Genomic DNA, 22,624 nt, shown 5'->3' on the forward strand with positions numbered 1-22,624 from the left:
CACCTTTCCCCCTTTGACGATCAAAAAACCAGTCGAACATCGTCCGACTGGTTGGTTGTCTCTTACATATTCATGAGACGGAGGTACGCATCGATGAAGCCCATGATGTCACCATCCATTGCCCCTTGCGTGTTCCCGACTTCATAGTTCGTCCGGTGATCCTTGACCATGCTGTATGGGTGGAAGACGTACGAACGGATTTGGCTACCCCACGCGATATCCGATTTTTCACCACGGATTTCGTCGAGTTTCTTTTGTTGCTCTTCGATTTCGCGTTGGTAAAGTTTCGCTTTCAACATCTTCATCGCCGCTTCACGGTTTTTGATCTGCGACCGTTCTTGTTGACAAGAGACGACGACGCCTGTCGGAACGTGGGTGATCCGGACAGCGGAGTCCGTCGTATTGATGTGCTGACCACCGGCACCAGAAGCACGGTACGTATCGATCCGTAAGTCTTCTGTACGGACTTCGATATCGATGTCATCGTTGAATTCCGGCATGACGTCACACGAGACGAACGATGTATGACGGCGACCTGACGAGTCAAACGGTGAGATCCGGACTAAACGATGGATCCCTTTTTCGGCTTTTAAGTATCCATAAGCATTGTGCCCTTGAATACGGAGTGTGACCGATTTGACACCTGCTTCATCACCCGGTTGGTAGTCCATCGTTTCGACTTTCCAGCCTTGCTTGTCGCAGAAACGTTGGTACATCCGCAACAGCATCGATGCCCAGTCTTGCGACTCGGTACCACCTGCACCTGGGTGTAGCTCGAGGATCGCGTTGTTCGCGTCATATTCGCCGTTCAAGAGGATTTGTAGTTCGAAGTCTTCGAACTTCTTCTTAAGGTCGCCGAGTTCTGACTCGAGCTCTTCTTGAAGATCCGCATCCGGCTCTTCCTTGATCAATTCGTACGTCAAAGCAACGTTTTCGTGACCTGCTTCGAGTTCTTTGTATTTGTCGACCATCGCTTTTAAGCCGTTCGACTCATCGATGACTTTTTGTGCCGATTCCTGGTTGTTCCAGAAGTCTGGGTACGTCATCTCGTTTTCAAGTTCTTCGATCCGGGCAATCTTCGACTCGAGGTCGAGTGATGCCTTATATTCGTCGAGTTTCTTTTCCATCCACTCGGCGGTGTTGCGAATTTCTGCTAATTCCATGTGTTCCACCTTCTCTTTCCGTGAAAAGAGGCAGGAATCTCCTGCCTCTCTTTCAGTCGATTCATCACTTATGCCTGACGGCCGTGACAGTTCTTATATTTCTTACCGGATCCACACCAGCACGGATCATTGCGTCCGATTTGGTCGTTTGGATTTTTCCGGACCGGTTTTTTCTTGACCGCTTTATCTTCCTTACCAGAAACCGCGACTTCGTCTTGAACGACTTTTTCGCGTTTGAGGTTCGGGTCGAGATCTGCACGAAGGACGAATTGCGTCACTTCTTCAGCGATCGCAGCGTTCATCGCATCAAACATCATCGAACCTTCTGATTGGTATTCACGGAGCGGGTCGTTTTGACCGTATGCCCGGAGGTGAATCCCTTCACGGAGTTGATCCATTTGATCGATGTGGTTCATCCAGTGTTGGTCAACGGCACGAAGAACGATGACTTTTTCGAACTCATCAAATGCTTCGGCTGGTACTTCTGACCGTTTATGCTCGTAGTGTGCGAATGTCCGCTCTTTGAGCAACTCGATGATCTCTTCGCGTTCTTTTCCAAAGAGGTCGCTTTCCGTGACCTTCTCTTCAATTGCGAGCGTCTGGTTTGCCCATTCCGCAAGCGCACCGATGCTCCATTCTTCCGGTACGAACTCGACCGGCGTGTACTGATGGACGCCTGCTTCGATTGTCTGCTCGATCATCGGACGGACGATATCTGACACGGAACCGGCATCGAGAATCGCTGCCCGGTCCGCGTACATGACTTTCCGTTGATCCGCCATGACGTTATCGTAGCCGAGGACTTGTTTCCGCGCATCAAAGTTATTGCCTTCGACGCGTTTTTGAGCTGATTCAACGGCACGAGACACCATCCGACTCTCGATCGGTTGCGAATCATCCATTCCGAGACGGTCCATCATCGACTGCAGCGAATCAGAACCAAAGCGACGCATCAATTCATCTTCAAGTGAGAGATAGAATTGTGATGCACCTGGATCCCCTTGACGACCGGCACGACCACGGAGCTGGTTATCGATACGGCGTGATTCGTGACGTTCTGTCCCGAGGATATAGAGACCACCTTTTTCTAAGACACCTTGACCGAGCTTGATGTCGGTACCACGACCGGCCATGTTCGTTGCGATCGTGACCGAGTTCGCTTGACCCGCGTTCTCGATGATTTCCGCTTCACGTGCGTGGTTCTTCGCGTTCAAGACTTCGTGACGGATGCCACGTTTTTTGAGGATGTTACTCAGCAACTCCGACGTCTCGACGGCAACCGTACCGACGAGGACTGGTTGTCCTTCACGGTGGGCACGTTCGATTTCGTCTGCGACAGCAGCAAACTTCCCGTTCATCGTTTTGAAGATCAAGTCCGGCATATCGTTTCGGACGACCGGCTTGTTCGTCGGAACCGGTACGACGTGCATGTTGTAGATGTTACGGAACTCTTCTTCCTCCGTCTTCGCTGTACCGGTCATTCCGGCAAGCTTCGTATACATCCGGAAGAAGTTTTGGTACGTGATCGTCGCAAGGGTCATGGATTCGCGTTGAATCTCGACGCCTTCCTTCGCTTCGATTGCTTGGTGCAGACCTTCCGAATAACGACGACCTTCCATGACACGACCTGTGAATTGGTCGATGATCATGACTTCGTCTTCACGAACCATATAGTCGACGTCGCGATGCATGACAGCGTTCGCCCGCAGTGCGAGGCTTAAGTGATGGTTGAGCGCGACGTGTTCGAGACCAAACAAGTTATCAATACCGAAGTATTTTTCAGCACGGTCGATTCCTTGCTCCGTCAACAGAACACTCTTCGTCTTGATGTCGACCGTGTAGTCTTCATCTGCCTTCATGATTTTCGCGAACGCATCGGCTTGCGAATAGAGCGCTGTCGATTTTTCGGCCGATCCTGAGATGATGAGCGGAGTCCGCGCTTCATCGACGAGAATCGAGTCGACTTCATCGACGACGGCATAACTGAGTGGACGTTGAACGCGGTCTTCTTTATAGAGGACCATGTTGTCACGCAAGTAATCGAAACCGAACTCGTTGTTCGTTCCGTACGTGATGTCACAGCTGTATGCTGCTTGTTTTTCTTGACGCGACATGCTTGAGAGATTCAAGCCGACCGAGAGACCAAGTGCCGCATAAAGCGGCTCCATGATGTCACGGTCACGTTTTGCGAGATATTCGTTGACGGTAACGACGTGGACGCCGTTGCCAGCGAGGGCATTCAAATAGACAGGGAGTGTTGCGACGAGCGTCTTACCTTCCCCGGTCTTCATTTCGGCGATATCCCCATTGTGCAGGACATATCCACCAATCAACTGAACGCGGTAGTGGCGCATGCCGAGAACGCGTGTTGACACTTCGCGACAGACCGCGAAGGCTTCTGGTAAAATATCATCTAAGTCTTCTCCGTTAGCGAGACGCTCACGGAATTCAACGACTTTCCCTTCCAGTTCTTGATCCGATAACGCACCGATTTGTGTCTCGAGCGCTTCCACAGCGTCTGCTGCTTTTTCGGCTTTCTTCAGGACACGTTTCGTTGGTGCAAATAATTCTTTTAGAAAATTAGCCATGCCTTACAGTCCCCTTACTTCGAACGATTCTTTGAACGAACAGAATTCCGAGATTTTTCCTTTATTCAGTGTACCGAATACGACGTCAAATTTCAACAAGCGGACCAAGCAGCGGTCTCGCTCTTTTGTCGTAGAGCAAACGTACCTTGTTTAGAAATAGTTTTCCATCATATCAAAAAGGAACTCGCCCGTAAGAGCGAGTCCCTGTTGCATTCATTATTCTGGTTCAATCAAACCGTAACGACCATCCTTACGACGGTAGACGATGTTCGTGTTGCCCGTTTCTGCGTCTGAGAAGACGAAGAATGCGTGTCCGAGCATGTCCATCTGAAGAATCGCTTCTTCCGTGTCCATTGGTTTGAGTGTGAAACGCTTCGTCCGAACGAGTTCGAGTTCTGCCTCGTCCTCTTCATAGACTGGCGCTTCCGCTTCCGGTCCTTCGAGCGTTTTGAAGTACTCTCCGATGCCGCCTTCTTTAGCGCGCCCTCTCCGGTTCAATTTCGTTTTGTGTTTCCGGATCTGACGTTCGAGCTTATCGACGACGAGGTCGATTGCTGCATACATATCGCCATTGACATCCTCAGCACGGAGCAAGAGGTTTGGCATTGGAATCGTCACTTCGACTTTTTGTTTCTCATTATTGACTTTGAGATTGACATAAGCCGTTTGCGCTTCCGTAGGAGTTGTAAAATAACGAGTTAACTTTTCAAGCTTTTTCTCGACGTAATCCTTGAGAGCATCTGTGACGTCCAAGTTTTCACCGCGAATGTTGTAGATCATGTAAACTCCTCCTTAAGTAACCGGTTGAACCTATGAATTCGAGATGCTCCAGTCGTTTCCTTCTGAATATTCGAAATTCTTTGGTTCGTTTTTATTATAGCACGATAAGTGAAGAAAGACCATGAGAACAATGACATTCTCATGAACGTTCACTACTGTTCTTAGCGTACGATAATATTGAAGCATGTTGATGTTAACGTATATACCCGTTTTGATCGAACTCAAAACAAAAAACCGCTTTTAGGCGAATAGCCTAAAAACGGTGGCGGCTGCTATTGGATTAGATCTTTGAAACGTTCGCAGCTTGTGGACCACGATCGCCTTCAACGATTTCAAATTCCACTTCTTCGCCTTCTTCAAGTGATTTATAACCATCGACTTGAATCGCTGAGAAGTGTACGAATACGTCTTTCGCGTCAGACGTTTCGATGAATCCATAACCTTTTTCAGCATTAAACCATTTTACTTTACCTTGTTCCATTCAAATTCACGTTCCCTTCGCAAACCAGAGTTCGAGAGCAAGCTCTCTACGGCTTAGTCTATCAAAAGAAGGAATTATTGACAATTAAAAATTCTGATTACTTTGAATTCATTCTAAAAAATGAATAATATTCCCTACTTATTGCTCTATATTTAAAAAAATTACATTGTCATTACAGTTGTATTATTGTATTATATCGTTAGTAATTACCTATTTTATCCATTGTCCTATCTTAAGGAGGATGTAGTCGAATGCGACCATTCCATAATGACGAAAAGTATCGAATCACGAAACGGACGGTGGCGATTCTCCCGTGCTACGACATGATGAAGCAATCCATCATCGTACTCGAGGATGGCTCGACCATCATGACCCCGCTTCGACCGTATCAACTACTGCAGCTTTCCTGCAGGCAATACAACAGTTCCATTGAGGAACGCATCGTGACCGCAAAACGTGTCGCATCTGTAAAAGGAAAAGTACCAGTCGTCATTGAACCGACACTCGGCCTCGTGTTTTTCCCAACAAAATCACCGAAACGTGATGATTGCGAGTGGTATGCTTGGAGCCACATGTCTGAAGTCATCGAGGAAGACGGACAGACGAAGCTCAAGACTCGTAATGGCATGATCCTTCCCGTAAACGCCTCTCCTTACATCGTCCGCAACCAAATGAAAGCAACTGGCGAGCTGATGGCTCGTTATCAACAATTGAACGCGATGACATTAGAGGAACGCTTTAATGCAATCAAATCTTAAAGAGTAACCGTAAAAAAATCAGGGTTGGGCGATGAATTCGCTCAATCCTTTTTGGTTTCTGCCGATATATAATGAGATGACAGTTTTAAAAAACAAGGAGGCTTCTCGATGAACATCCAATTGAATCCGGCACGTCCGGCGCAATCCCCTGGTCAGACGCCGCTTTTGGAGACAAAGACCTATAAAGGAACGGTCCTTGAGCAGACTGGTCCGCATACGGCTCTCGTCCAGGTCGGTCGGGATAAGATCGAGATGACCTTCACAGGCGACGTTCCGACAGGTGATTTCCAGTTCAAGGTCAAAGGACAGACAGCAGAAGGTTACCTGATTGAACAACTAACACCAGCGATACCAGATGCGGAAACGCCACCTGTCCTGTCTGTTCCATCAAATGTCGATCCCGCTTTGCTTGAAGGTGTGCCTGCAGAACTGAAGCAAGCCGTCGCGAAGTTACTCGCAAGCGGTCAATTGCCACAGACGCCGGAAATCGTCGCCCAGCTTGTGACGGCACTGCAAGGAACGTACAAGGACTTAGCACTCGAACTCGTATCGCGACCGGATACAGCACTGCCCGTTGACGCCGACGTCTTGATCGCAAGTCTCCTTGCGACGACGGAAGACTATCCAGATGTCCTGCCGGAGCGCGACGCCTTAACGGAGCAACCGACGTTCGAAAAAGCCGTCGCCCTTGATGTCGCCCGTGCGACGCTACCGACACAACACGAGGTCGAGACAGCGTCACCCCTGCATATCCGGCAATACATTGAACACATACCAGCAGAGAAACGCCCGGCACTCGTCGCAACGCTCGAACAAGGCGAGATCGAGACGGTCCGCAAACAACTGGCGCCCTACTTCCCGCAAGCGCCGCTTGAGCCGAAGACAAGTGTCCGCGAGCAACTGATCGGTCTGACGGCACAGGCAAGTCAACCGGAATCAACAGGGCAAAAGGCACCGGTCCGCTCTGCCTTGACGCTTGTCCGCGAAGTGACGCCACGGCTTGCTGAGATTACGAATGATTTCAAGAGCCAACAGCGAACGATCGTCTCCCAACTCCGGCAAATCGAACCGCTCGTCGAGACACGTCCGGCCCAGATGGTCGCCGTCATCGAGAGTACGGCGCAACGCTTAAAACAAGTCTTCCAGCAAACGGATGCTTTGTTACATACCTCGATGAAGGATGAAAAACAGCTAGTCCACTTTTTATCGAAACTCGAACGGGGTGCGGAACTGGCGTTACTCGGGCGTGGAACAGAGGCAAAAGCCGTCTTACAAGAAGTCCGGGTTGCGTTTGAAGCCTTCCGCTATGCGCCAGCAAATGTCCGTCCGACTTACTTACCGGAGATGCAGGGACTGCCGCCACAAGCGCCGTTTCCTTCGTCACAAACGGCACAAAAAGCCGTTCCATATGAGCCGCAACAGAACAGTCCACGCCTCTTGCAGGAGACCGTCCAAAAGACGCTTCAGCTCCAGACGGCGGAACTGAAACTGAGTACGCCGGCAGCAAATCCGGAAGCTGCCAAATTGCAGACATTCCTTGCAGCGCAACAGCAAGTCAATAAACCGGATAGCCAGCAACAATTGAACCAGATTCTCCTGGCGTTACCGGTCCAACTCGTCGAAGCGACGGCAGGACTCCACGTTCACTTGCAAAATAAACGTCCGGACGAAGTGATCGACTGGGAAAACAATACGTTGTATGTCCAGCTCAATACGCCGCGCCTCGGTGAAATCGGTGTCCGCGTTGAGACCGTCAACCGAAAGATGCAGATCACGATTGAAAATGATTTCCCAGTTCTTGAACAACTGGCAACACCGTTCCTTGACCGGACGACGGACGCCTTGCAAGCAACCGGTTACCAAGACGTCCGAATCCAGTTCCGTCCATTCACGCGCGAGCAAGTCACAGAGACCGTCAAGCAAGACGAGACACCACGTGGCTACGACTACCGTATCTAAAAAGGAGAGACCGTTATGTATCAGAAAATCGATTTAACCGGACGCAAGACCGCTGCCGTCCTCCGCTACGATGAAGCATCCGGTCAAGCACCGGTCGTTGTCGCTCGGGCTAGCGGTCAAGCTGCCGATCGAATCCTGCAAGAAGCACGAGCAAACGGCGTCGCGATCGAACACGATACGTCCTTGCTCGGTCACTTGCTTGATCTTGATCTCGGGACAGCAATCCCTCCGCAACTGTACGACGTGATGGCAGAACTGCTCTTACTGATCGAAGAACTCGACAACGCGAAAGGACGGCAGATATGACAGAACAAGAACTCTACGCGATGACCCCGCAACAGCTGACGGAAGTGATGTTGACGGGACTCGTCCTTCAATACGATCGCGCCATTCTCGCACGTGATACGAACCGTTTTGACGAGGTCAACGAACGCTTACAAAAAGCCTATCAGTTACTCGACAAATTGCAGGCGGGGTTACACGACGACGGTGGCATCATCACGGCACAACTGGACGCGCTCTACCACTATCTTGCTGAGCAAACGTTACAGGTCTATATGACACCAGCCGTTCTCGACGAGCTACTCGAACTGGTAGAAGACTTACGCGTCACCTGGCAAGCGGCACAGACCGTCGATCGACCACTCGTGCGCGCCGCATATCATCAACGATACGAAGGGATGGAATACGAATGAGAATCACGAATAACGTCCAAGCCTTGAAGGCTTACCGCAACCTCAGCATCAACCAGACGAACGTCAAGACGACGATGGATAAACTATCGAGCGGTCAAAAAATCAACCGGGGTGCGGATGATGCAGCTGGTCTCGCGATCTCGGAGAAGATGCGCAATCGCTTGAAGGCGCTCGATAAAGCGGAACAGAACGTTCTTGACGGAGTCTCGATGATTCAAACGGCTGAAGGTGGTTTGAGTGAGACACATAACCTCTTGCAACGGATGCGTGAACTCGCCGTCCAAGCTGGGAACGGAACACTCGCAACCGAAGACCGGTCAGCAATCCAGGAAGAAATCAATCAGCTGACAAACGAGGTCTCACGGATTGCAAAGACGACCCAGTTCAATGGCAAAGAGTTGTTGAGCGGTAAGTTCAACGATGCCGACAGTGCGCTGTTCATCCAAACGAATGCTGGGGCAAACGAAGGGATTTCGATCACGATTAACGACATGCAAGCCCTTGCGATCGGCGTCAGTTCAACGACACAAACCAATCCGTCGATTCGTCCGCTTGATTTCCCGAGCGGTAGCGCACCCGAGTATGCCCTTAGCGTCATGACGGCAACGGATGCGAATGATGCGATCAGCCAGTATACGAAAGCAATCGATACGATTTCCCAGCAACGGGCACAGCTCGGGGCGATCCAGAACCGATTCGAAGCGACATCATCCGTCCTCAGCGTCAGCGTCGAGAACTTGACGGCTTCAGAGTCGCGGATTCGTGACACCGATATGGCGCGCGAGATGATGGAATATGCGAAGTACAACATCCTCAACCAATCGGGGATGGCGATGATCGCTCAAGCGAACGCCCTACCGCAAGGCGTCTTACAATTACTCAACTAAGGAGGCAGACCCGATGGATATCCGCCGCATCCAAGAAACGCAACGACTCCAGTCCTTAAAAGGCGGTCCGCGTGAAGTCGAAGCGTCGACGACGTTCTCTGCCTTGATGCAGGAGAAACGCGACCATAAAGGCTACGAGCGCCTGCAACAAAAGCTCGCTCTCGTCGAAGAACACGGGCAACTGCTCGCTGAAAGTCAGACGATCGAGCACCTCGAAAGCTATAAAGAAAAGATCAAGGACTTCCTAAAAGATGCCCTCGACCAATCACAACAACTCGAAGAGAAGCGCGGCTTCAACCGCCGTGGTCGGACGAAGATCTATAAAGTCGTCGAGCAAGTCGATGCGAAGCTCCTTCAGTTGACGGATACGGTCATCTCTGGCGAATCGCGCCGGCTCGATATCCTCGACCAAGTTGGCGAGATCAAGGGAATGCTCGTCAACGTCTTCGTGTAATCTAGAATTAGAGGAGTTCCCCTACATGCCAGACTTATATCTTAAAAAATGCACCTGCCCCTACTGCTTGAAAACGACAGAGACGAAACGTGTCCTGTCGCGACATATCCGTGTCGCATCGACCGACTTTGATGGTTTCTTCCGTCATCAAGGCGACAATGTCTACCTGTATGAACCGGTCCAGTGCAGCCATTGTCGTTTTTTCTTCCACGAGTCGTTCGGAAAGTTATCGCCGGACGTTCGAGCGACCTTACAAGATCATATCCTGCCGACGCTCCCTGTCTTGCCATTTGCTGGCACAGAACGGACGATCGGGCAGGCGATCCAGCTCTATAAACTCTGTCTCTATACGGCTCAAGTGACGGAGCAAAAAGCGGCGATCCAAGCAATGCTCGGTGTTCGTCTGTCCTGGTTGCACCGCTTGACCGGTCAACAAACGGAAGAACAACTTTGGGCGAGCCGAGCGATCGAGAAGTATGTCTCGCTTTACGACAACTACACGTCCGTTAAAGAGAGCGGGCTTCCGGAAGACGTCCTGTTATTGCGGATCGCTGACCTATATGCTGTGACGAAAGAGAAAGATACGGCTCGCCTCTGGTACAGTCGTTTGTTCCAAAGTAAGACAGCGAGCGATAAAATCAAAAAAGACGCACGAACCCACTGGGAATGGGTCCAGGAACAAGAGTGATGTTTTTTATAAAAACAACAAAAATACCGATCAGACGAGAAATTGCTCCAAGGTCTGACCGGTATTTTTGTCGTACGCTTATGACTCACGACGATATTTTTCTTCTTCATAGGCATCCGGTGCATCGGAGACAGCGCGTTCGAACTCTTCCCATGATTCCGATTCAACGTCCGGTTCAATGAACTGATCGTACGAGCCATCCGATTGGAAATACGGACGTGGTACAGGACGTTTTTTTTCTTCCCGCTTGGTCACGAAAGATCCCTCCCTCACACAAGAAAGTTACTGACGAGAATCAAAATACGGTGAAAAACTATGATCGACTTCTTCGTACGGGTCAACGTACGATTTACGACTCGTTTGCGTCTGACGCAACTGACTGATTTGTACCCCTAATTTAGCCGTTTCTGCTGATAATTTCAAGTCGATTTTCCGACTATCGGCGACGAGTTCCTGGATGATGGCTTGATTAGCACCGGCTAGCAGATTCGAGTGTGCCGCGATGAATGCTTCCCGTTCGTTCAGCAGCCCTTGAATCTTCTCAATCCATTCGTCATACGTCTCTTCATTCGGCGTTTGATCAAGTAATTCAATCAATCGTTTCGTCTTTAGGCGAAGCGGATCGAGCGGACTCATCGTTGCCGTGCGAGCTTCATCGCTTCTTTCCACGTCTCACGAAATTCTTCCGCAAAGCCGATCACTTCGTCGATTGCAACGAGGTCATTTTTGACGTTGGCATCAATCAGGCGTGTTTGCATGTAGTCATAAAGGCTATTCAAGTCTTTCGATAGCGCAATCGATTGATTGAGCGTCAATTGCAACTCACTGATGATCGCCTGTGCCTTTTGGATGTTCGTATTTTTTTGCTCGATCATCTTCTGTTCGATCGCTCGTTTCGCGAGCATCGAGAATTTGATCAGTCCTTCGTATAACATCAGTGTTAAATCTTGAGGTAACGCCGTCGTTACCGAGTTCGTCTGATACGTCGCATAAGGGTTCATCGCGTTTCCTCCTTTTTATTGTCCTTGCCCGAGATAACCGGCAAGCGTCGCCGATTGACTGTTTGCTTGATTCATTGCTTGTTCCATCGCCGCGAATCGGCGATAGTAACTGTCTTCTTTTCGTTTCAACTTGTCTTCCCATGACAGCATGCTCTTATCGAGATCAGCCAGCGACTTTCCGAGTCGATACGTCGTCGCAACCGCTCCGTCCCGACCGGCAACACCGGAAATCTTATCGCGGAGTGTCGTCGCAAATCCTTGAATCTGACGGACAAAACCGTCAAGTCCATTCGGATTTGGAATCGTGTTGCCTTGCGCGTCCTTCGTCGGTTCCGGTGCATCAGCTGTAAATAATTTATAGACGCCTTCCGGTTGTTCTTCGAGCATTTTCTTCAGTTTCGTCTCATCGATTTTCAGCTTCCCACCATCTCGGAAGTCACTCGTTGAAGTAATCCCGATTTGCGACATGTATTGAAGCTGGATTGTATCCGTTCCTGACATGTACGAATAACCGGTATCGATTTTTGATGAGATTGCACTCCGGAACTGATTCAGTCCGTCCTGTAAGTAGCTATCGTTCTTGAGGACACCACTCATCGCCTTTTCTTCCCACTTCTTGACTTCATCTTCGCTCAGTTCCTTGCGCTGGGCATCCGTCAATGGTTGGTAGTCACGGTATTTTTCTTCGCGAACCTTTTTGTTCATCTTATCGATGACCTCGTTGTATTTATCAACGAAGTTCTTGATCGAGTCGAAGTTTTTCTGTGTATCGAGCGTCGTATTAATCGTCGTTGCTGTCGTCGAGACGTTGTTTAATGTAATCGTCAGCCCGTTTTGCGTGAATGTATTTGTCGTCTGTTCGAGTTGTTGTCCACCAATCGTATACTTGGCGTTCTGTCCTTCCCGACCGAATGTTGAGTCCTGCGAACTGACCTTTGCAGTGTTATTTGAAGCATCAATGATTGAGATATCAGCTCCTGCGGGATTTAAGTTACCAGTACTCGTTTTCGTTAAGACCAGTTTTCCTGTTAAATCGTTGAAGACCGCGTTCATACCAAGACTGGTTTTACCGTTGATTGCCGCTGTTAAGTCCGATATCTTTTGTGTTGCATCAAGCTGCAATGTCTCCGTCACCGCTACACCTGCTGCATCAAATGTATTGATTTGAACATTGATTTTGCCATTCGCATCTTTCGTGAACAATCCACTCTCTTCAAGGGTTGCATCACTTTTCTTTCCGCTTGTTGCGACTATCGTTACTGAAGCGGCGCTAGCGAGCTGGTCAATGCTGTCAATCGTCAAACTTCCGGCTGGTGCACCCGGACTTGCCGTTACCGTCAACGCCGTCGGATTGGAACTGGTGACGGTTTTTGATTGATAGTTCTTCGATAACAGCATATCGCTTGCTGCTGTCCGGAAATCGAGCAACGCTCGGTTCATTTCTCGGTATGCATCGCGTTGCCACGTCAGCGTCTGTTTCTTTTGTGATAACCGGTCGACCGGCGCCCGTTCCGCCTGCATCAACTGTTTAACCATCGTTTCTGTATCAATCCCACTCGCTAGACCACTTATTCGAATGCCTGCCATCCAATCAGTCCTTTCCGTTAAATCCGTTTATCGATCAATTGATTAAATTCCATGAATGCCGCAAAGAAATCGAGTTCCTTTTTACTCGGAATTTCCTGGACGACGTTATTATTCGTATCGACGACTTGAATGTAATATTCGTTCAGTTGTTCGTGTTTAACGAACTTCAAGCCTGTTCGTTGGAGTTCGAGCTTTACGTTCGCCTGCTCCATCGCCGTCTCAAGTTTCGTAATATGTTGCGGTGTCGGTAGGACAACGACCCCTTCTTCTGCTAACGCTTCCTGATTCGCTTCCACAAACACATTCCGTGTCGCTTCGTACGGCAGGACGTTCGAAGGCAGATGAAGGCGAATTTCCGTATTGATGGAATTCATAGTCGGTCACTCCTTGTTTTAGTATCTATTTATTTATCGGTCTATACTAATTTTTTATTAGCTTTAGACCTATATTAGAATGATTATTTATCAAAAATGACTCTTTTAGTAAAGAGTCATTGAATAGAGCTAGCTTTTTATAAACACAGACATATATGCCATATTATTACATTCATTATCCTTAACAAATTTCAATACCCGATATAGATAAATTGGATCATGCTCTATCGACTTCGCAAACGATTGAATTAACTTTACAACTAGATCAGGAGTAAGACCTTTATGATAAGCAGACATTCCTATCAAATGATTTTTAATTAAAGAATAGTGAATAACTAACATCATATAATCATCAAATGGCTCATTATACTCTAAAGGATACAAATTTTTAAAAATATAATTTACAAGATAATTTTCTAACATGTATTCATTATTTTTTATAAACGGTTTGTAATGTTCTCTTAAGATTTTTTTATAATGTTCAATATTATCAATACTGTCATTATTACTAGATTCTTTTAGTCCTTGTATCATTTCGTTTAGACATTCGAAGTATCGTTTGTTAGAAATTCCTTTACTAAATTTGTTCTTGATTATTTCTTTAAATAACATTAAATTAACTTTTGGTTTCTCAGGTATTTTTTCCAAAGCTTCATCAAAATTACCTTGATTTATCATATTAGAAAAATTAGTAATTAAATTTGGTACTTCATTACATAATCCCATATCGATTTTGTTCTGAAGCTTTTGAAAAAATAAACCTAATAAAATTAACCTTGACTCAATATTATAATTTCGATTTTGAATAAGCCCTATAGAAAAAATTCTTATATTCCAAAAATAGTACTGTAAAGTATCTTTATTAGTTTTAGTTTGCACCGCTTTATTTATATTCGCTGATAAATCTTCATCTAAAAAATGATCGAATTGCATGGGGATAGGGTTAAGTAGTATTAATCTTGCCGCTTCTGGACAAGAGATTGTTGCAGCCTTTTCAATAACTCCATTAACTGAATTAACGATTCTTGGATAAGTACTACAAGTATTTGAAAGGTATTCTTCTCCTAAGGTAGTTTGTATACTACACAAACTTTTTTCATCTAAAAAAGAGCATGCATTATTTTCATTCATTTTTATTTTTGCAAAGTTAGATTCTGTTGAGTGAGATCTTTCACGTTTTATATATTTTTTAAACTTTGGTTTTAATTCGATATGTTGTGATTTTCGATATTTACGATAGGTTTTCTCATCTATTGTAACTTTCCATCCTGAACAGCATGAATCTTCACATAATGATCCGATACATTTGAATTTTTTCATGTATTGAGGAGTCAATATTTCATTTTTAGTTTTTAAATTCATTTGAAAGGTTCTCCCTCCATTTATTAATTTCAATACAAAATAGTTTTTAAGAATTATGTACTGAAATTAATAAATGGATAGATTATTATCTAATCTATCCATTCATTAAAATCATTTAACTAATATTAACGAAGTAATTGTAAAACTCCTTGAGGTTGCTGATTCGCTTGTGCAAGCATAGCCTGTGCAGCTTGTGCAAGAATCGAGTTTTTAGTCTGGTTCATCATTTCTTTTGCCATATCAACGTCACGAACGCGTGATTCAGCCGCTGTTAGGTTTTCAGAAGATGTTTTGAGGTTGTTAATTGTGTGCTCAAGACGGTTTTGGTTTGCACCAAGTTTTGAACGCTCAGCAGAAACTGTATCAATTGCTGATTGAATTTTTGTAACTGCACTTGCTGCGTTAGCATGTGTTGAGACATCTAATGCTTGTTCAGTCGTAGTGTTGTTCGTTCCGTCAGTAACCGCTAATTTTGAATCTGTTGTTCCAGTAGTAGAAATTCCTAGAGCAGATGCACGCATATCAGCAATATCTAAAGTTAAACTTTGGTTTTCGTTTGCGCCAATTTGGAACTTCAAGCTCTTAGTTGGATCTGCTGCAACTGCTGCAACTTCAGTAACACCAGCTTTTGTAGTCGATAATGTTCCGCCAGTAACAACCGGAGCTGTTGAAGATTCAGAACCTGTAGACTGTACTAATTTCAGTGCTCCTGAATTATCAGTAGCAGCGTATTTGTCTTTAATATTTGCATTAGCTTCAATTGCTGTCGCAAGAGATGCTGCATCTTTAAATTTGCCACCTGTACCATTGCCAGCAACATCATAAGTGAATGTTTCACCATCGATAGTGATATCCGACGTTCCTACTGTTACTCCATATTCACCAGCTACACCAGTAACAGCTGCAACAGCCGCACCATTTTTACCACCATCAAGTAATTTCTGAGTATTGAACTCAGTCGTGTTACCGATACGGTTAATTTCAGAAGTCAAAGAGTTAATTTCTTTTTGAATCTCTCCACGGTCAGATGTTGTGTTTGTATCGTTTGCCGCTTGGTTAGCAAGTTCACGCATCCGTTGAAGAATATCGTGTGTCTCGTTCAAAGCACCTTCAGCTGTTTGAATGAGTGAGATGCCGTCTTGTGCGTTACGTCCAGCTTGATCAAGACCTCGAACTTGTGCACGCATTTTTTCAGAGATTGCAAGACCAGCTGCATCATCCCCAGCTTTATTGATGCGAAGACCTGAAGCGAGTTTCTCCATTGATTTACTTTGAGCTGCAGTAGCACTCGAAAGTTTGTTGTGCGTGTTAAGCGCAGTTACGTTGTGATTGATAATCATTGTAATTTCCCTCCATAGGATAAGTTTTTTGTCTCTTCGAAGATCCGTCTTCTCCGAGATGTGCCCCCTGGCCGGCCCAAGAGTGACACGGTGGATGAAGTCGATGACTGCTTCCACCTTATATATCGTCGTCGGCTCGAAATGTTTAACAACTTTCTTCAAAAAAATGCAAAAAAATCGTACATCCATGTCGGATGTACGATTTCTCCGTAATTTAGAGACGCGTTGCGCCCGTCTCTTCTTGTAATTGTTCTGCTACTGCTACAAGCTCTTCCATCGCCCCGTTCACTTCACCAAGAGATGCTGCTTGATGACTAGACGCTTGTAAAACTTGCTCCGCGTGCTTCGATGCTTCCTCGACCATTGCGAGGATATTCGCTGTCGTTAAGCCAACTTGATCGATTTCTTGATCCGATTTGACTACGAGTTGATCAACCGATTTAACGCGTGAGTAAACATTTTCTGTCGAATGATGAATCTCTTCGAAAGACGATCCTGCTTGTTCTACGAGTCCGACACCTGTCGCGACTTCACTTTGAACATCGGTCATTGCGTTCGCCGTATCATTAACAAGACGTTTGACGCCAGAAATCAAATCCGTGATTTCTTTTGCGGATGTCGCCGTCTGTTCCGCGAGTTTTTTAACTTCTGCTGCGACGACGGCAAAGCCACGTCCTGCTTCGCCAGCTCGTGCCGCTTCAATCGATGCATTCAAACTGAGTAAGTTCGTCTGTGCTGAAATGTCACTGATGACATCTGTGATCCGTGAGATCTCACCTGTCATATCCGTCAGACGACCATTCAGCGTCGCTGATTGTTCCATCTTCTTCGAAATCATATGCATCGCTTCGACAGAATCTGTCGCTAGTGTCTTCCCGTTCTGGGCTTCCGTCTGCATGACCGTCGCTGATTTCAAGGCTTCGTTCATCTCTTTCGCGACTTCATCCATCGTCCGTTTGACAGCACCGAGCGCATCCATCGACAAGTACGCTTGATCGACATTCTCGTTCATCTTCGCGGACAACTCTGCCATCGCTGAACGGATGCTTTCACCCGACGCATTGCCTTCTTGAACTGCTGCTGCGATTTCTTGTGCGGATGCTGTCAGCTTATCGCTTGAACTTCCCATCTGTGTCGCCTGTTTGCGGATATGTAAGACCATGACTTCTAGTTCGTGCATCAGTTGGTCGACTTCATCGCCGCGCTTCGCTTCCTCGAAATCGACGTTGAAGTTGCCATTTGCGACTTCGCGTGCTGTTTCTGTCGCCTTTTCAATTGCTTTGATTGGTTGACGCAAGATCAACTGAATCAACGATGTTCCAATCAACGATAACAATAAACCAATCCCTGCTCCGAACCAAATCGCATTCGTATCTGCGACATCAAGTCCACGATGGAGATAAAGCACAAGCTGGGCTGAAATACCGCTCGTGATGACCGAGATAGCTAAGACCCAAAAGAATAACCGTACCTTCAAGTTGCTTCGTAATTTACGCATAACCGAAACTTCCTTTCCTGTATCTTCTTTCACCGTCCTCTCTATCGGTTTCTTTTGTAACCGTTTTAAGTCAGTTGACCTGATTTTCAAAAGTGATTTCCAGCGATATGACAAAAATGCATCAAAAAGAGTGATGGACCGCTTCATCCATCACTCGTTGCCATACTATTATTTCCGCTCAATCTCGACATACTTATACGAAATATCCGTTCCGACATTGTGGCGGGCAAGATGTGTGACTTCTGTGTTTTGCAGGAAGGCATTCTTCCGTTGGTAGACAGGCGAGATCGCTTGATCGTCGAGCAATACACTTTCCGCTTTACTGAGTAAGGCAAGACGCTTATCTTGATCGAGTTCACTTTCAGCCTGTTTTAAGAGACGGTCATACTGTTTGTTCGAATAATCCATCATGTTGAACGGGTTATCGGTCGTGAACAAGTTCAGATATGTCGTCGCATCCTGATAGTCCGGAGCCCAGCTCGCGAGTGACAGATCGTAATCCCCTCGTCCTTCACGCGCGAGACGCTCTTTCTTCGGTAGCGACAACAGTTTGACGTTGACGTTCTGTTTCTTCAACGCCCCTTGGATATACTCACCGATTTTTTTCGAGACGTCGTCATCTTCGATTAACATCGTCAGCTCAAGCTTTTGCTTCGCCAGCACTTTGTTTGCCGCTGTAACATCATATGACGATTCGATTTGACGCGCACTGTCGTATTTCGGATCAAGTTCTTGTGGCACGATGTAGTCAGCAGGGAGTGATCCGTTTCCAAGTAACGTCTCCGTCAACGCTTTCTTATCGTATGCTGCGTCGATTGCTTGGCGTGTCTGTTTATCTTTTAAGGCATCCGTCTTTTCGTTCATCCGGATGAAGAACATCCGCGAATCACTGAACGTGTTGTACTCTTTTTGATCCTTGTACGTCACGACGTTCTCTGAGTTGAGTGGTGCGACATCGAGTTCCCCTGACTCGAACAGGTTGATCGCAAGCATCGGATCTTTGATGATTTTGACGTCGACTTCGTCAATCTTGACGTTTTTCCGGTCTGCGTATTCGGCGTTCTTCGCGAGCGTATAGCCTTGCTCGGCTTGATATTTCTTGAAAGTAAATGGTCCGTTGTAGACGTTCGTCTTTGGATCCGTCCCGAACTGGTCGCCTTCTGCTTTGACGATATCTTCCCGGACCGGCATATATGTGCCGAACGTCGTCATGCTGAGGAAGTACGGCGTCGGACGTTTTAATTCGATCTGGAGTGTCTCGTCGTCGACTGCTGTCGTTTTTTCGACAGGTTCAAGCAAGTAAGCGAACGGTGAGTTCGTTTTGACGACACGCTCGAACGCATAACGGAAGTTCTCCGCTGTGACGGGCTTTCCGTCTGACCATTTCGCATTCGGGTCAAGCTTGAACGTGTAGACTTTTCCGTCCTCTGATACGCTATGCGATTTTGCTGCCGCCGGAACAAGTTCGTTCTTCTCATCAAAACGATAGAGTCCTTCGTAGATTTGATTGAAGATGTTTGACGTGATGGCATCTGCCGGGTCAACCGACAGGAGATCGTAGCTCTCCATCGTATGCAAGACCTTCTTATCTGCTTTTTTATCCTCTGCTGGTTCTATCGTTGCACATCCTGCGAGTAAAACTGCCGTACTCGCCGCTGCGATCAATGTCTTTTTCATGTGTAGTGCCTCCTGAGAAATATGATGAGCGTTGGATGATTCGGCATACCTTGACGTACAACAAAAGGCGCCCTCTACGCATAGCTAACAGCTAATGCATAGAGGACGCCTGTATCCGCGCGGTGCCACCTCTGATTGAGACGAAAAATCGTCTCCACTTGTCGCTGGTCCAACAACCAGCTAGCCCGGTAACGGGGGCAACCGTCCTGTCTACTCGAAGGTTCAACAGGCTCTCAGCGGTCCATTCTCGTTCAGCTTACCGTGTCAGGCTCTCACCATTCCTGACTCGCTTGGTCGGCAGTGTTGACGATACTTACTCCGCGTCGTCGATGTAATTGATATGGCTTAACTTGTTGTTTACTTTACACGGCTTGTTTTTCGCTGTCAACGAAAAAAACTCAGAACGGATGGTCTTCTTGTTTTTCTTGCTCCCGACGGACCGGTCGTGGTTGAATCGGTTCGACGTGCTTGACATGTGTTCGTGTAACGATGCGGTTACTGAGTGCTGCATCGATCAAAATCGTGATCGCTGCTGCCATGTGTAAGAACATCCCAACGACCGGAATGACACCGACCGTTGATGCGACGATCCCGACGATGTTCCCTTTTGAGACATTTCCGGCACGTGCCGTCAATACGACGACGACGATGTGAAACGCGAGCATCAACCACAGGGCATTATAACCTGAGAAAATGACGATTGAACCACCTAAGAGCGGAATCCCGAGCACCGCTTCCATTCCACCTGATACCCACTTCAACGTCCGCAATGAATCCTGTCGACTCTCCATGACGTCGCCTCCTCTTTTTTTCCATATGTCTAGTATACGACGGATTGCAGAAAAGGTTCCAACGTTTTTGTTTAGTTTGTAAAATAACAAAAAACGATCGACGACTATACTCAAGTCTTGCTCCCTTTCCTCAGGCGAGACACAAGCCGCGACTCTTTCGCTTCAAGCGAAGAGCCGGGTCTTGTTTGTCTCTGACAGCGCAACTGCGCTTTTTCCTGTAGGAGTGGAGCAACTTGAGCATCCAGCATGCACTGGAATATTCGTCAATCGCTCATTATTTTAAACTGCCAACACGTGGAACTGATAGCCACGATGGACGACGAATCCTGCCTCTTTGTAAAGATCAAGTGCCCGGTCGTTATCCGTCTCGACGTCGAGTTCCAGTTGCGTCCGACCTGTCCGGAACAACGCTTGGACCATCAACTTCAGCATCTTCTTCCCGTAACCATTACCTTGAGCTTCCGGACGAACCGCGAACGCATGGATGCTTGCTTGTGTATCGGAAGCGAGATAGGCACGAATGACGCCGACCGGTTTGCCATTAGCGACGCCGATGAACGTGATCCGGTCGTCGGATTCAATCGCTTGATAGATCGACTCCGCTTCTTCGTCCGTGTTACCGAACGATTTGCCGAGCGTCTCGACGATGAACGGGCGGTCATCCGCTGTCGCTTCGCGTAATTCGAAATCCGGATCTGCTTTTAAGAACAGCTGCGCCTTCTTCAAGATCATGTTGTACTCGGTCATCCGGTACTCTGCCCCTAATCCTTCGAGGACGGCTTGACCTGACTCACTTGCGTCATCAATGACGAACGTAAATGCTTCGACGCCTGCTTCCGTAGCACGTGCGCGCGCCGCTTCAACGAGTGCCGTGAAGATGCCTTGTTTCCGGTAATCGGGATCAACGAAGACGTTCAATTCCCACTCCGTCGGTAAGTACGCGAACGCTTGTAAGTACCCGACGAGTTGCTCGCCATCATAGATTGCGAAATCGTTCTCGCCGACCCAATCGGCTGCGACTTTTAATTCAATGCCATCGTGATCGTTGACACATTTTTCGAGTTGTAATACATCTGTTGTTTGTTTGACGTCTGTGACGTTCCATTCCATATTCATTCACCTCATTTTCAACTATAACGAACGAACAAAAGAAGCACTAGCAAAAGCTAGTGCTCATTGCAGTTTGAATGTCTTCATCATCTGCGGGACGTCCTTAACAATCAAGTTCTCGATCGCTTTCTTGCCGACAGCGCCTTTGACGGCTTCCGTCGGTAAGACGTAGTAGTACGTTTTACTACCTTTCGTCCCGAGATATGTACCATATCCGATTTCACGGTCGAACTTTTTTTTCGAGAGCTTCTTCGGCTCGTAGTTTAAGTTAACGAGTAACTGATTCGCTCCTTTGACTTTATAATACAACGCGAACGTGCCACTCCGCGTGATGACACCGTATTTTGATTTGACCGTCTTGTTTTTAATGAGATCAACCTTGTCTTGCTGGATTGCCTTTTTTAACGCGTCCGTCGTCTTGACGGTATAGCCGAACGTCTTATTTTCAACGACCCCTTTACTATACGTCACGTTGCTTGCGGCAAAGCCCGTTACCGGAGTCAGACATGCTCCGAGTAAGACTCCTGTCATTGCGATTCGTTTCATGCTAACTCCCCCTAAAATGATTGATAGTAATGGATTCCCTTTTGTGAAATAGGTAAACTCTATTCTCGAAAAAGATTTGACGGAATTGTCTAAATTTCTTACGATAAGGATAACGAAATGAAATGGGGTTAAAGCGATGACTGAACAAGAACAATTAACGCAAGAACAGCTCGATAACTTGCTCAAGAATGCGTTTGCAATGCAGGTTCCGATCCTCGAGAAGTTCATGAAGGATACACACGATCGTTATGCACTCGCAACGACGTCGTTCAAGCGTGACATGGAAGCAATGAAAGAGACGGAATGGCATCAGTTCTTCGCTAGTAAACTGTTACCACACTTCTTCCTCGAGCACCTCGGATTCGGGGCATCGTTCCGCTTCAATGGACACGATAAGGAAGTCGATCTTCCGGAAAACGTCGTCCCAGTCCGAAATGATGCCGATGAGCAAATCGATAAAGTCGTCCTCGGGGTCAAAAAGGCGATGCAAGATGAGCACATCAAGAACCATGATCTCGTCGCGAACTTCTATAAGGAAACACTCGAACTCGCTTGCCAGATGGGTAGCCGTGTCGGAATGAGCGATGAATTCTACACCCTCGTCAAACCAAGTCTTGTTCATGCGAACGAAGGCGAATGATCTTTAACTTCTACCAACATTAATAGGAGAACAGTTTTTGTGTGATACGAAAACTGTTCTCCTTTTTCGTGTGCCTATTCCAGAACGAAGTAGCTCATCCGCGACTCCTACAGGAAAAGAAAGTGCCAACAGCACTTTCGTCAGGGATTAGTCAGACCCGGCAGATGGCACGGAGTGCAAGATGCCGCGGCTTACTCCCGCCTGTGGAAAGCAAGGATGACGGAATCGTTCGTCAGAATCCTCTA

The 22,624-nt window shown here is 47.2% G+C and carries 24 protein-coding genes and 1 other annotated feature; of the genes, 8 read left to right on the plus strand and 16 right to left on the minus strand.

Annotated elements, in window-relative coordinates; translation table 11 throughout:
* Positions 1–62 precede the first annotated feature (62 nt).
* The 4 genes from prfB to B3M90_RS08485 all read right to left on the minus strand — a co-directional run bounded on the left by prfB (position 63) and on the right by B3M90_RS08485 (position 5,012).
* Positions 63–1,163 (minus strand): peptide chain release factor 2, encoded by a 1,101-nt coding sequence (gene prfB / locus B3M90_RS08470; protein WP_023469245.1) that lies wholly within the window; start codon positions 1,161–1,163, stop codon positions 63–65.
* A gap of 68 nt (positions 1,164–1,231) precedes the next feature.
* Positions 1,232–3,751 carry a preprotein translocase subunit SecA gene (gene secA / locus B3M90_RS08475; RefSeq protein ID WP_035410032.1) on the minus strand — a complete coding sequence of 840 codons (2,520 nt, stop codon included), beginning with the start codon at positions 3,749–3,751 and terminating at the stop codon, positions 1,232–1,234.
* 216 nt (positions 3,752–3,967) lie between these two features.
* Complete coding sequence (gene hpf, locus B3M90_RS08480; protein ID WP_290783352.1) at positions 3,968–4,531, minus strand: ribosome hibernation-promoting factor, HPF/YfiA family; 564 nt, start codon at positions 4,529–4,531, stop codon at positions 3,968–3,970.
* Between the two features lie 280 nt (positions 4,532–4,811).
* Positions 4,812–5,012 (minus strand): cold shock domain-containing protein, encoded by a 201-nt coding sequence (locus tag B3M90_RS08485; protein WP_023469248.1) that lies wholly within the window; start codon positions 5,010–5,012, stop codon positions 4,812–4,814.
* A gap of 251 nt (positions 5,013–5,263) precedes the next feature.
* Between B3M90_RS08485 and B3M90_RS08490 the strand changes: the two genes are divergently transcribed.
* From B3M90_RS08490 to B3M90_RS08520, 7 genes are all read left to right on the plus strand, one after another.
* Entirely contained in the window at positions 5,264–5,770 is a 507-nt protein-coding gene (locus B3M90_RS08490; RefSeq protein WP_029342501.1) for a competence protein ComK, read from the plus strand.
* Positions 5,771–5,878: 108 nt separating this feature from the next.
* Entirely contained in the window at positions 5,879–7,729 is a 1,851-nt protein-coding gene (locus tag B3M90_RS08495) for a hypothetical protein (protein ID WP_290783354.1), read from the plus strand.
* A 15-nt stretch (positions 7,730–7,744) separates the two neighbouring features.
* Complete coding sequence (locus B3M90_RS08500) at positions 7,745–8,035, plus strand: EscU/YscU/HrcU family type III secretion system export apparatus switch protein (protein ID WP_290783356.1); 291 nt, start codon at positions 7,745–7,747, stop codon at positions 8,033–8,035.
* A complete protein-coding gene (fliS, locus tag B3M90_RS08505; RefSeq protein ID WP_290783358.1) occupies positions 8,032–8,424 on the plus strand; it encodes a flagellar export chaperone FliS in 393 nt (130 codons plus the stop codon). The genes B3M90_RS08500 and fliS (B3M90_RS08505) overlap by 4 nt, the downstream gene beginning before the upstream one ends.
* Positions 8,421–9,311, plus strand: a complete 891-nt coding sequence (locus tag B3M90_RS08510) for a flagellin (protein WP_290783360.1) — start codon at positions 8,421–8,423, stop codon at positions 9,309–9,311. The genes fliS (B3M90_RS08505) and B3M90_RS08510 overlap by 4 nt, the downstream gene beginning before the upstream one ends.
* 13 nt (positions 9,312–9,324) lie before the next feature.
* A complete protein-coding gene (locus tag B3M90_RS08515) occupies positions 9,325–9,765 on the plus strand; it encodes a YaaR family protein (protein ID WP_058705025.1) in 441 nt (146 codons plus the stop codon).
* Positions 9,766–9,790: 25 nt separating this feature from the next.
* Positions 9,791–10,453 (plus strand): DUF2225 domain-containing protein, encoded by a 663-nt coding sequence (locus tag B3M90_RS08520; RefSeq protein WP_290783362.1) that lies wholly within the window; start codon positions 9,791–9,793, stop codon positions 10,451–10,453.
* Between the two features lie 78 nt (positions 10,454–10,531).
* Here B3M90_RS08520 and B3M90_RS08525 read toward each other — a convergent pair whose 3' ends face one another.
* The 12 genes from B3M90_RS08525 to B3M90_RS08580 all read right to left on the minus strand — a co-directional run bounded on the left by B3M90_RS08525 (position 10,532) and on the right by B3M90_RS08580 (position 21,739).
* Positions 10,532–10,708 (minus strand): hypothetical protein, encoded by a 177-nt coding sequence (locus tag B3M90_RS08525; protein WP_290783364.1) that lies wholly within the window; start codon positions 10,706–10,708, stop codon positions 10,532–10,534.
* A gap of 27 nt (positions 10,709–10,735) precedes the next feature.
* Positions 10,736–11,089, minus strand: coding sequence for a hypothetical protein (locus tag B3M90_RS08530; protein ID WP_290783366.1), 354 nt, complete (start codon positions 11,087–11,089; stop codon positions 10,736–10,738).
* Positions 11,086–11,454 carry a flagellar export chaperone FliS gene (fliS, locus tag B3M90_RS08535; RefSeq protein ID WP_035410054.1) on the minus strand — a complete coding sequence of 123 codons (369 nt, stop codon included), beginning with the start codon at positions 11,452–11,454 and terminating at the stop codon, positions 11,086–11,088. Before fliS (B3M90_RS08535) ends, B3M90_RS08530 begins: the two co-directional genes overlap by 4 nt.
* Before the next feature lie 15 nt (positions 11,455–11,469).
* On the minus strand, positions 11,470–13,041 hold the full coding sequence (gene fliD / locus B3M90_RS08540) for a flagellar filament capping protein FliD (RefSeq protein ID WP_290783368.1): 1,572 nt from the start codon (positions 13,039–13,041) through the stop codon (positions 11,470–11,472).
* Between the two features lie 17 nt (positions 13,042–13,058).
* Positions 13,059–13,415 carry a flagellar protein FlaG gene (locus B3M90_RS08545; protein ID WP_290783370.1) on the minus strand — a complete coding sequence of 119 codons (357 nt, stop codon included), beginning with the start codon at positions 13,413–13,415 and terminating at the stop codon, positions 13,059–13,061.
* A gap of 129 nt (positions 13,416–13,544) precedes the next feature.
* Positions 13,545–14,777 (minus strand): flagellin lysine-N-methylase, encoded by a 1,233-nt coding sequence (fliB, locus tag B3M90_RS08550; protein ID WP_290752437.1) that lies wholly within the window; start codon positions 14,775–14,777, stop codon positions 13,545–13,547.
* A gap of 125 nt (positions 14,778–14,902) precedes the next feature.
* Positions 14,903–16,117, minus strand: coding sequence for a flagellin (locus B3M90_RS08555; protein ID WP_290783372.1), 1,215 nt, complete (start codon positions 16,115–16,117; stop codon positions 14,903–14,905).
* 214 nt (positions 16,118–16,331) lie between these two features.
* Positions 16,332–17,615: a methyl-accepting chemotaxis protein gene (locus tag B3M90_RS08560; protein WP_290757420.1), complete on the minus strand. Its 1,284-nt coding sequence runs from the start codon at positions 17,613–17,615 to the stop codon at positions 16,332–16,334.
* 168 nt (positions 17,616–17,783) lie between these two features.
* Entirely contained in the window at positions 17,784–19,292 is a 1,509-nt protein-coding gene (locus B3M90_RS08565) for a peptide ABC transporter substrate-binding protein (protein ID WP_290783374.1), read from the minus strand.
* A 98-nt stretch (positions 19,293–19,390) separates the two neighbouring features.
* Positions 19,391–19,628, minus strand: a binding site (T-box leader).
* 62 nt (positions 19,629–19,690) lie between these two features.
* Positions 19,691–20,083 carry a hypothetical protein gene (locus B3M90_RS08570; RefSeq protein ID WP_290783376.1) on the minus strand — a complete coding sequence of 131 codons (393 nt, stop codon included), beginning with the start codon at positions 20,081–20,083 and terminating at the stop codon, positions 19,691–19,693.
* 279 nt (positions 20,084–20,362) lie between these two features.
* Positions 20,363–21,193, minus strand: a complete 831-nt coding sequence (locus tag B3M90_RS08575) for a GNAT family N-acetyltransferase (RefSeq protein ID WP_290783378.1) — start codon at positions 21,191–21,193, stop codon at positions 20,363–20,365.
* A gap of 63 nt (positions 21,194–21,256) precedes the next feature.
* Positions 21,257–21,739 (minus strand): hypothetical protein, encoded by a 483-nt coding sequence (locus B3M90_RS08580; RefSeq protein WP_290783380.1) that lies wholly within the window; start codon positions 21,737–21,739, stop codon positions 21,257–21,259.
* A 136-nt stretch (positions 21,740–21,875) separates the two neighbouring features.
* Here B3M90_RS08580 and B3M90_RS08585 point away from each other — a divergent pair, with 136 nt between their 5' ends.
* Entirely contained in the window at positions 21,876–22,379 is a 504-nt protein-coding gene (locus tag B3M90_RS08585) for a hypothetical protein (protein ID WP_023469278.1), read from the plus strand.
* The last annotated feature ends 245 nt before the right edge of the window (positions 22,380–22,624 follow it).

This window comes from Exiguobacterium sp. UBA6309 (genome assembly GCF_002439205.1).
GTDB lineage: Bacteria > Bacillota > Bacilli > Exiguobacteriales > Exiguobacteriaceae > Exiguobacterium_A.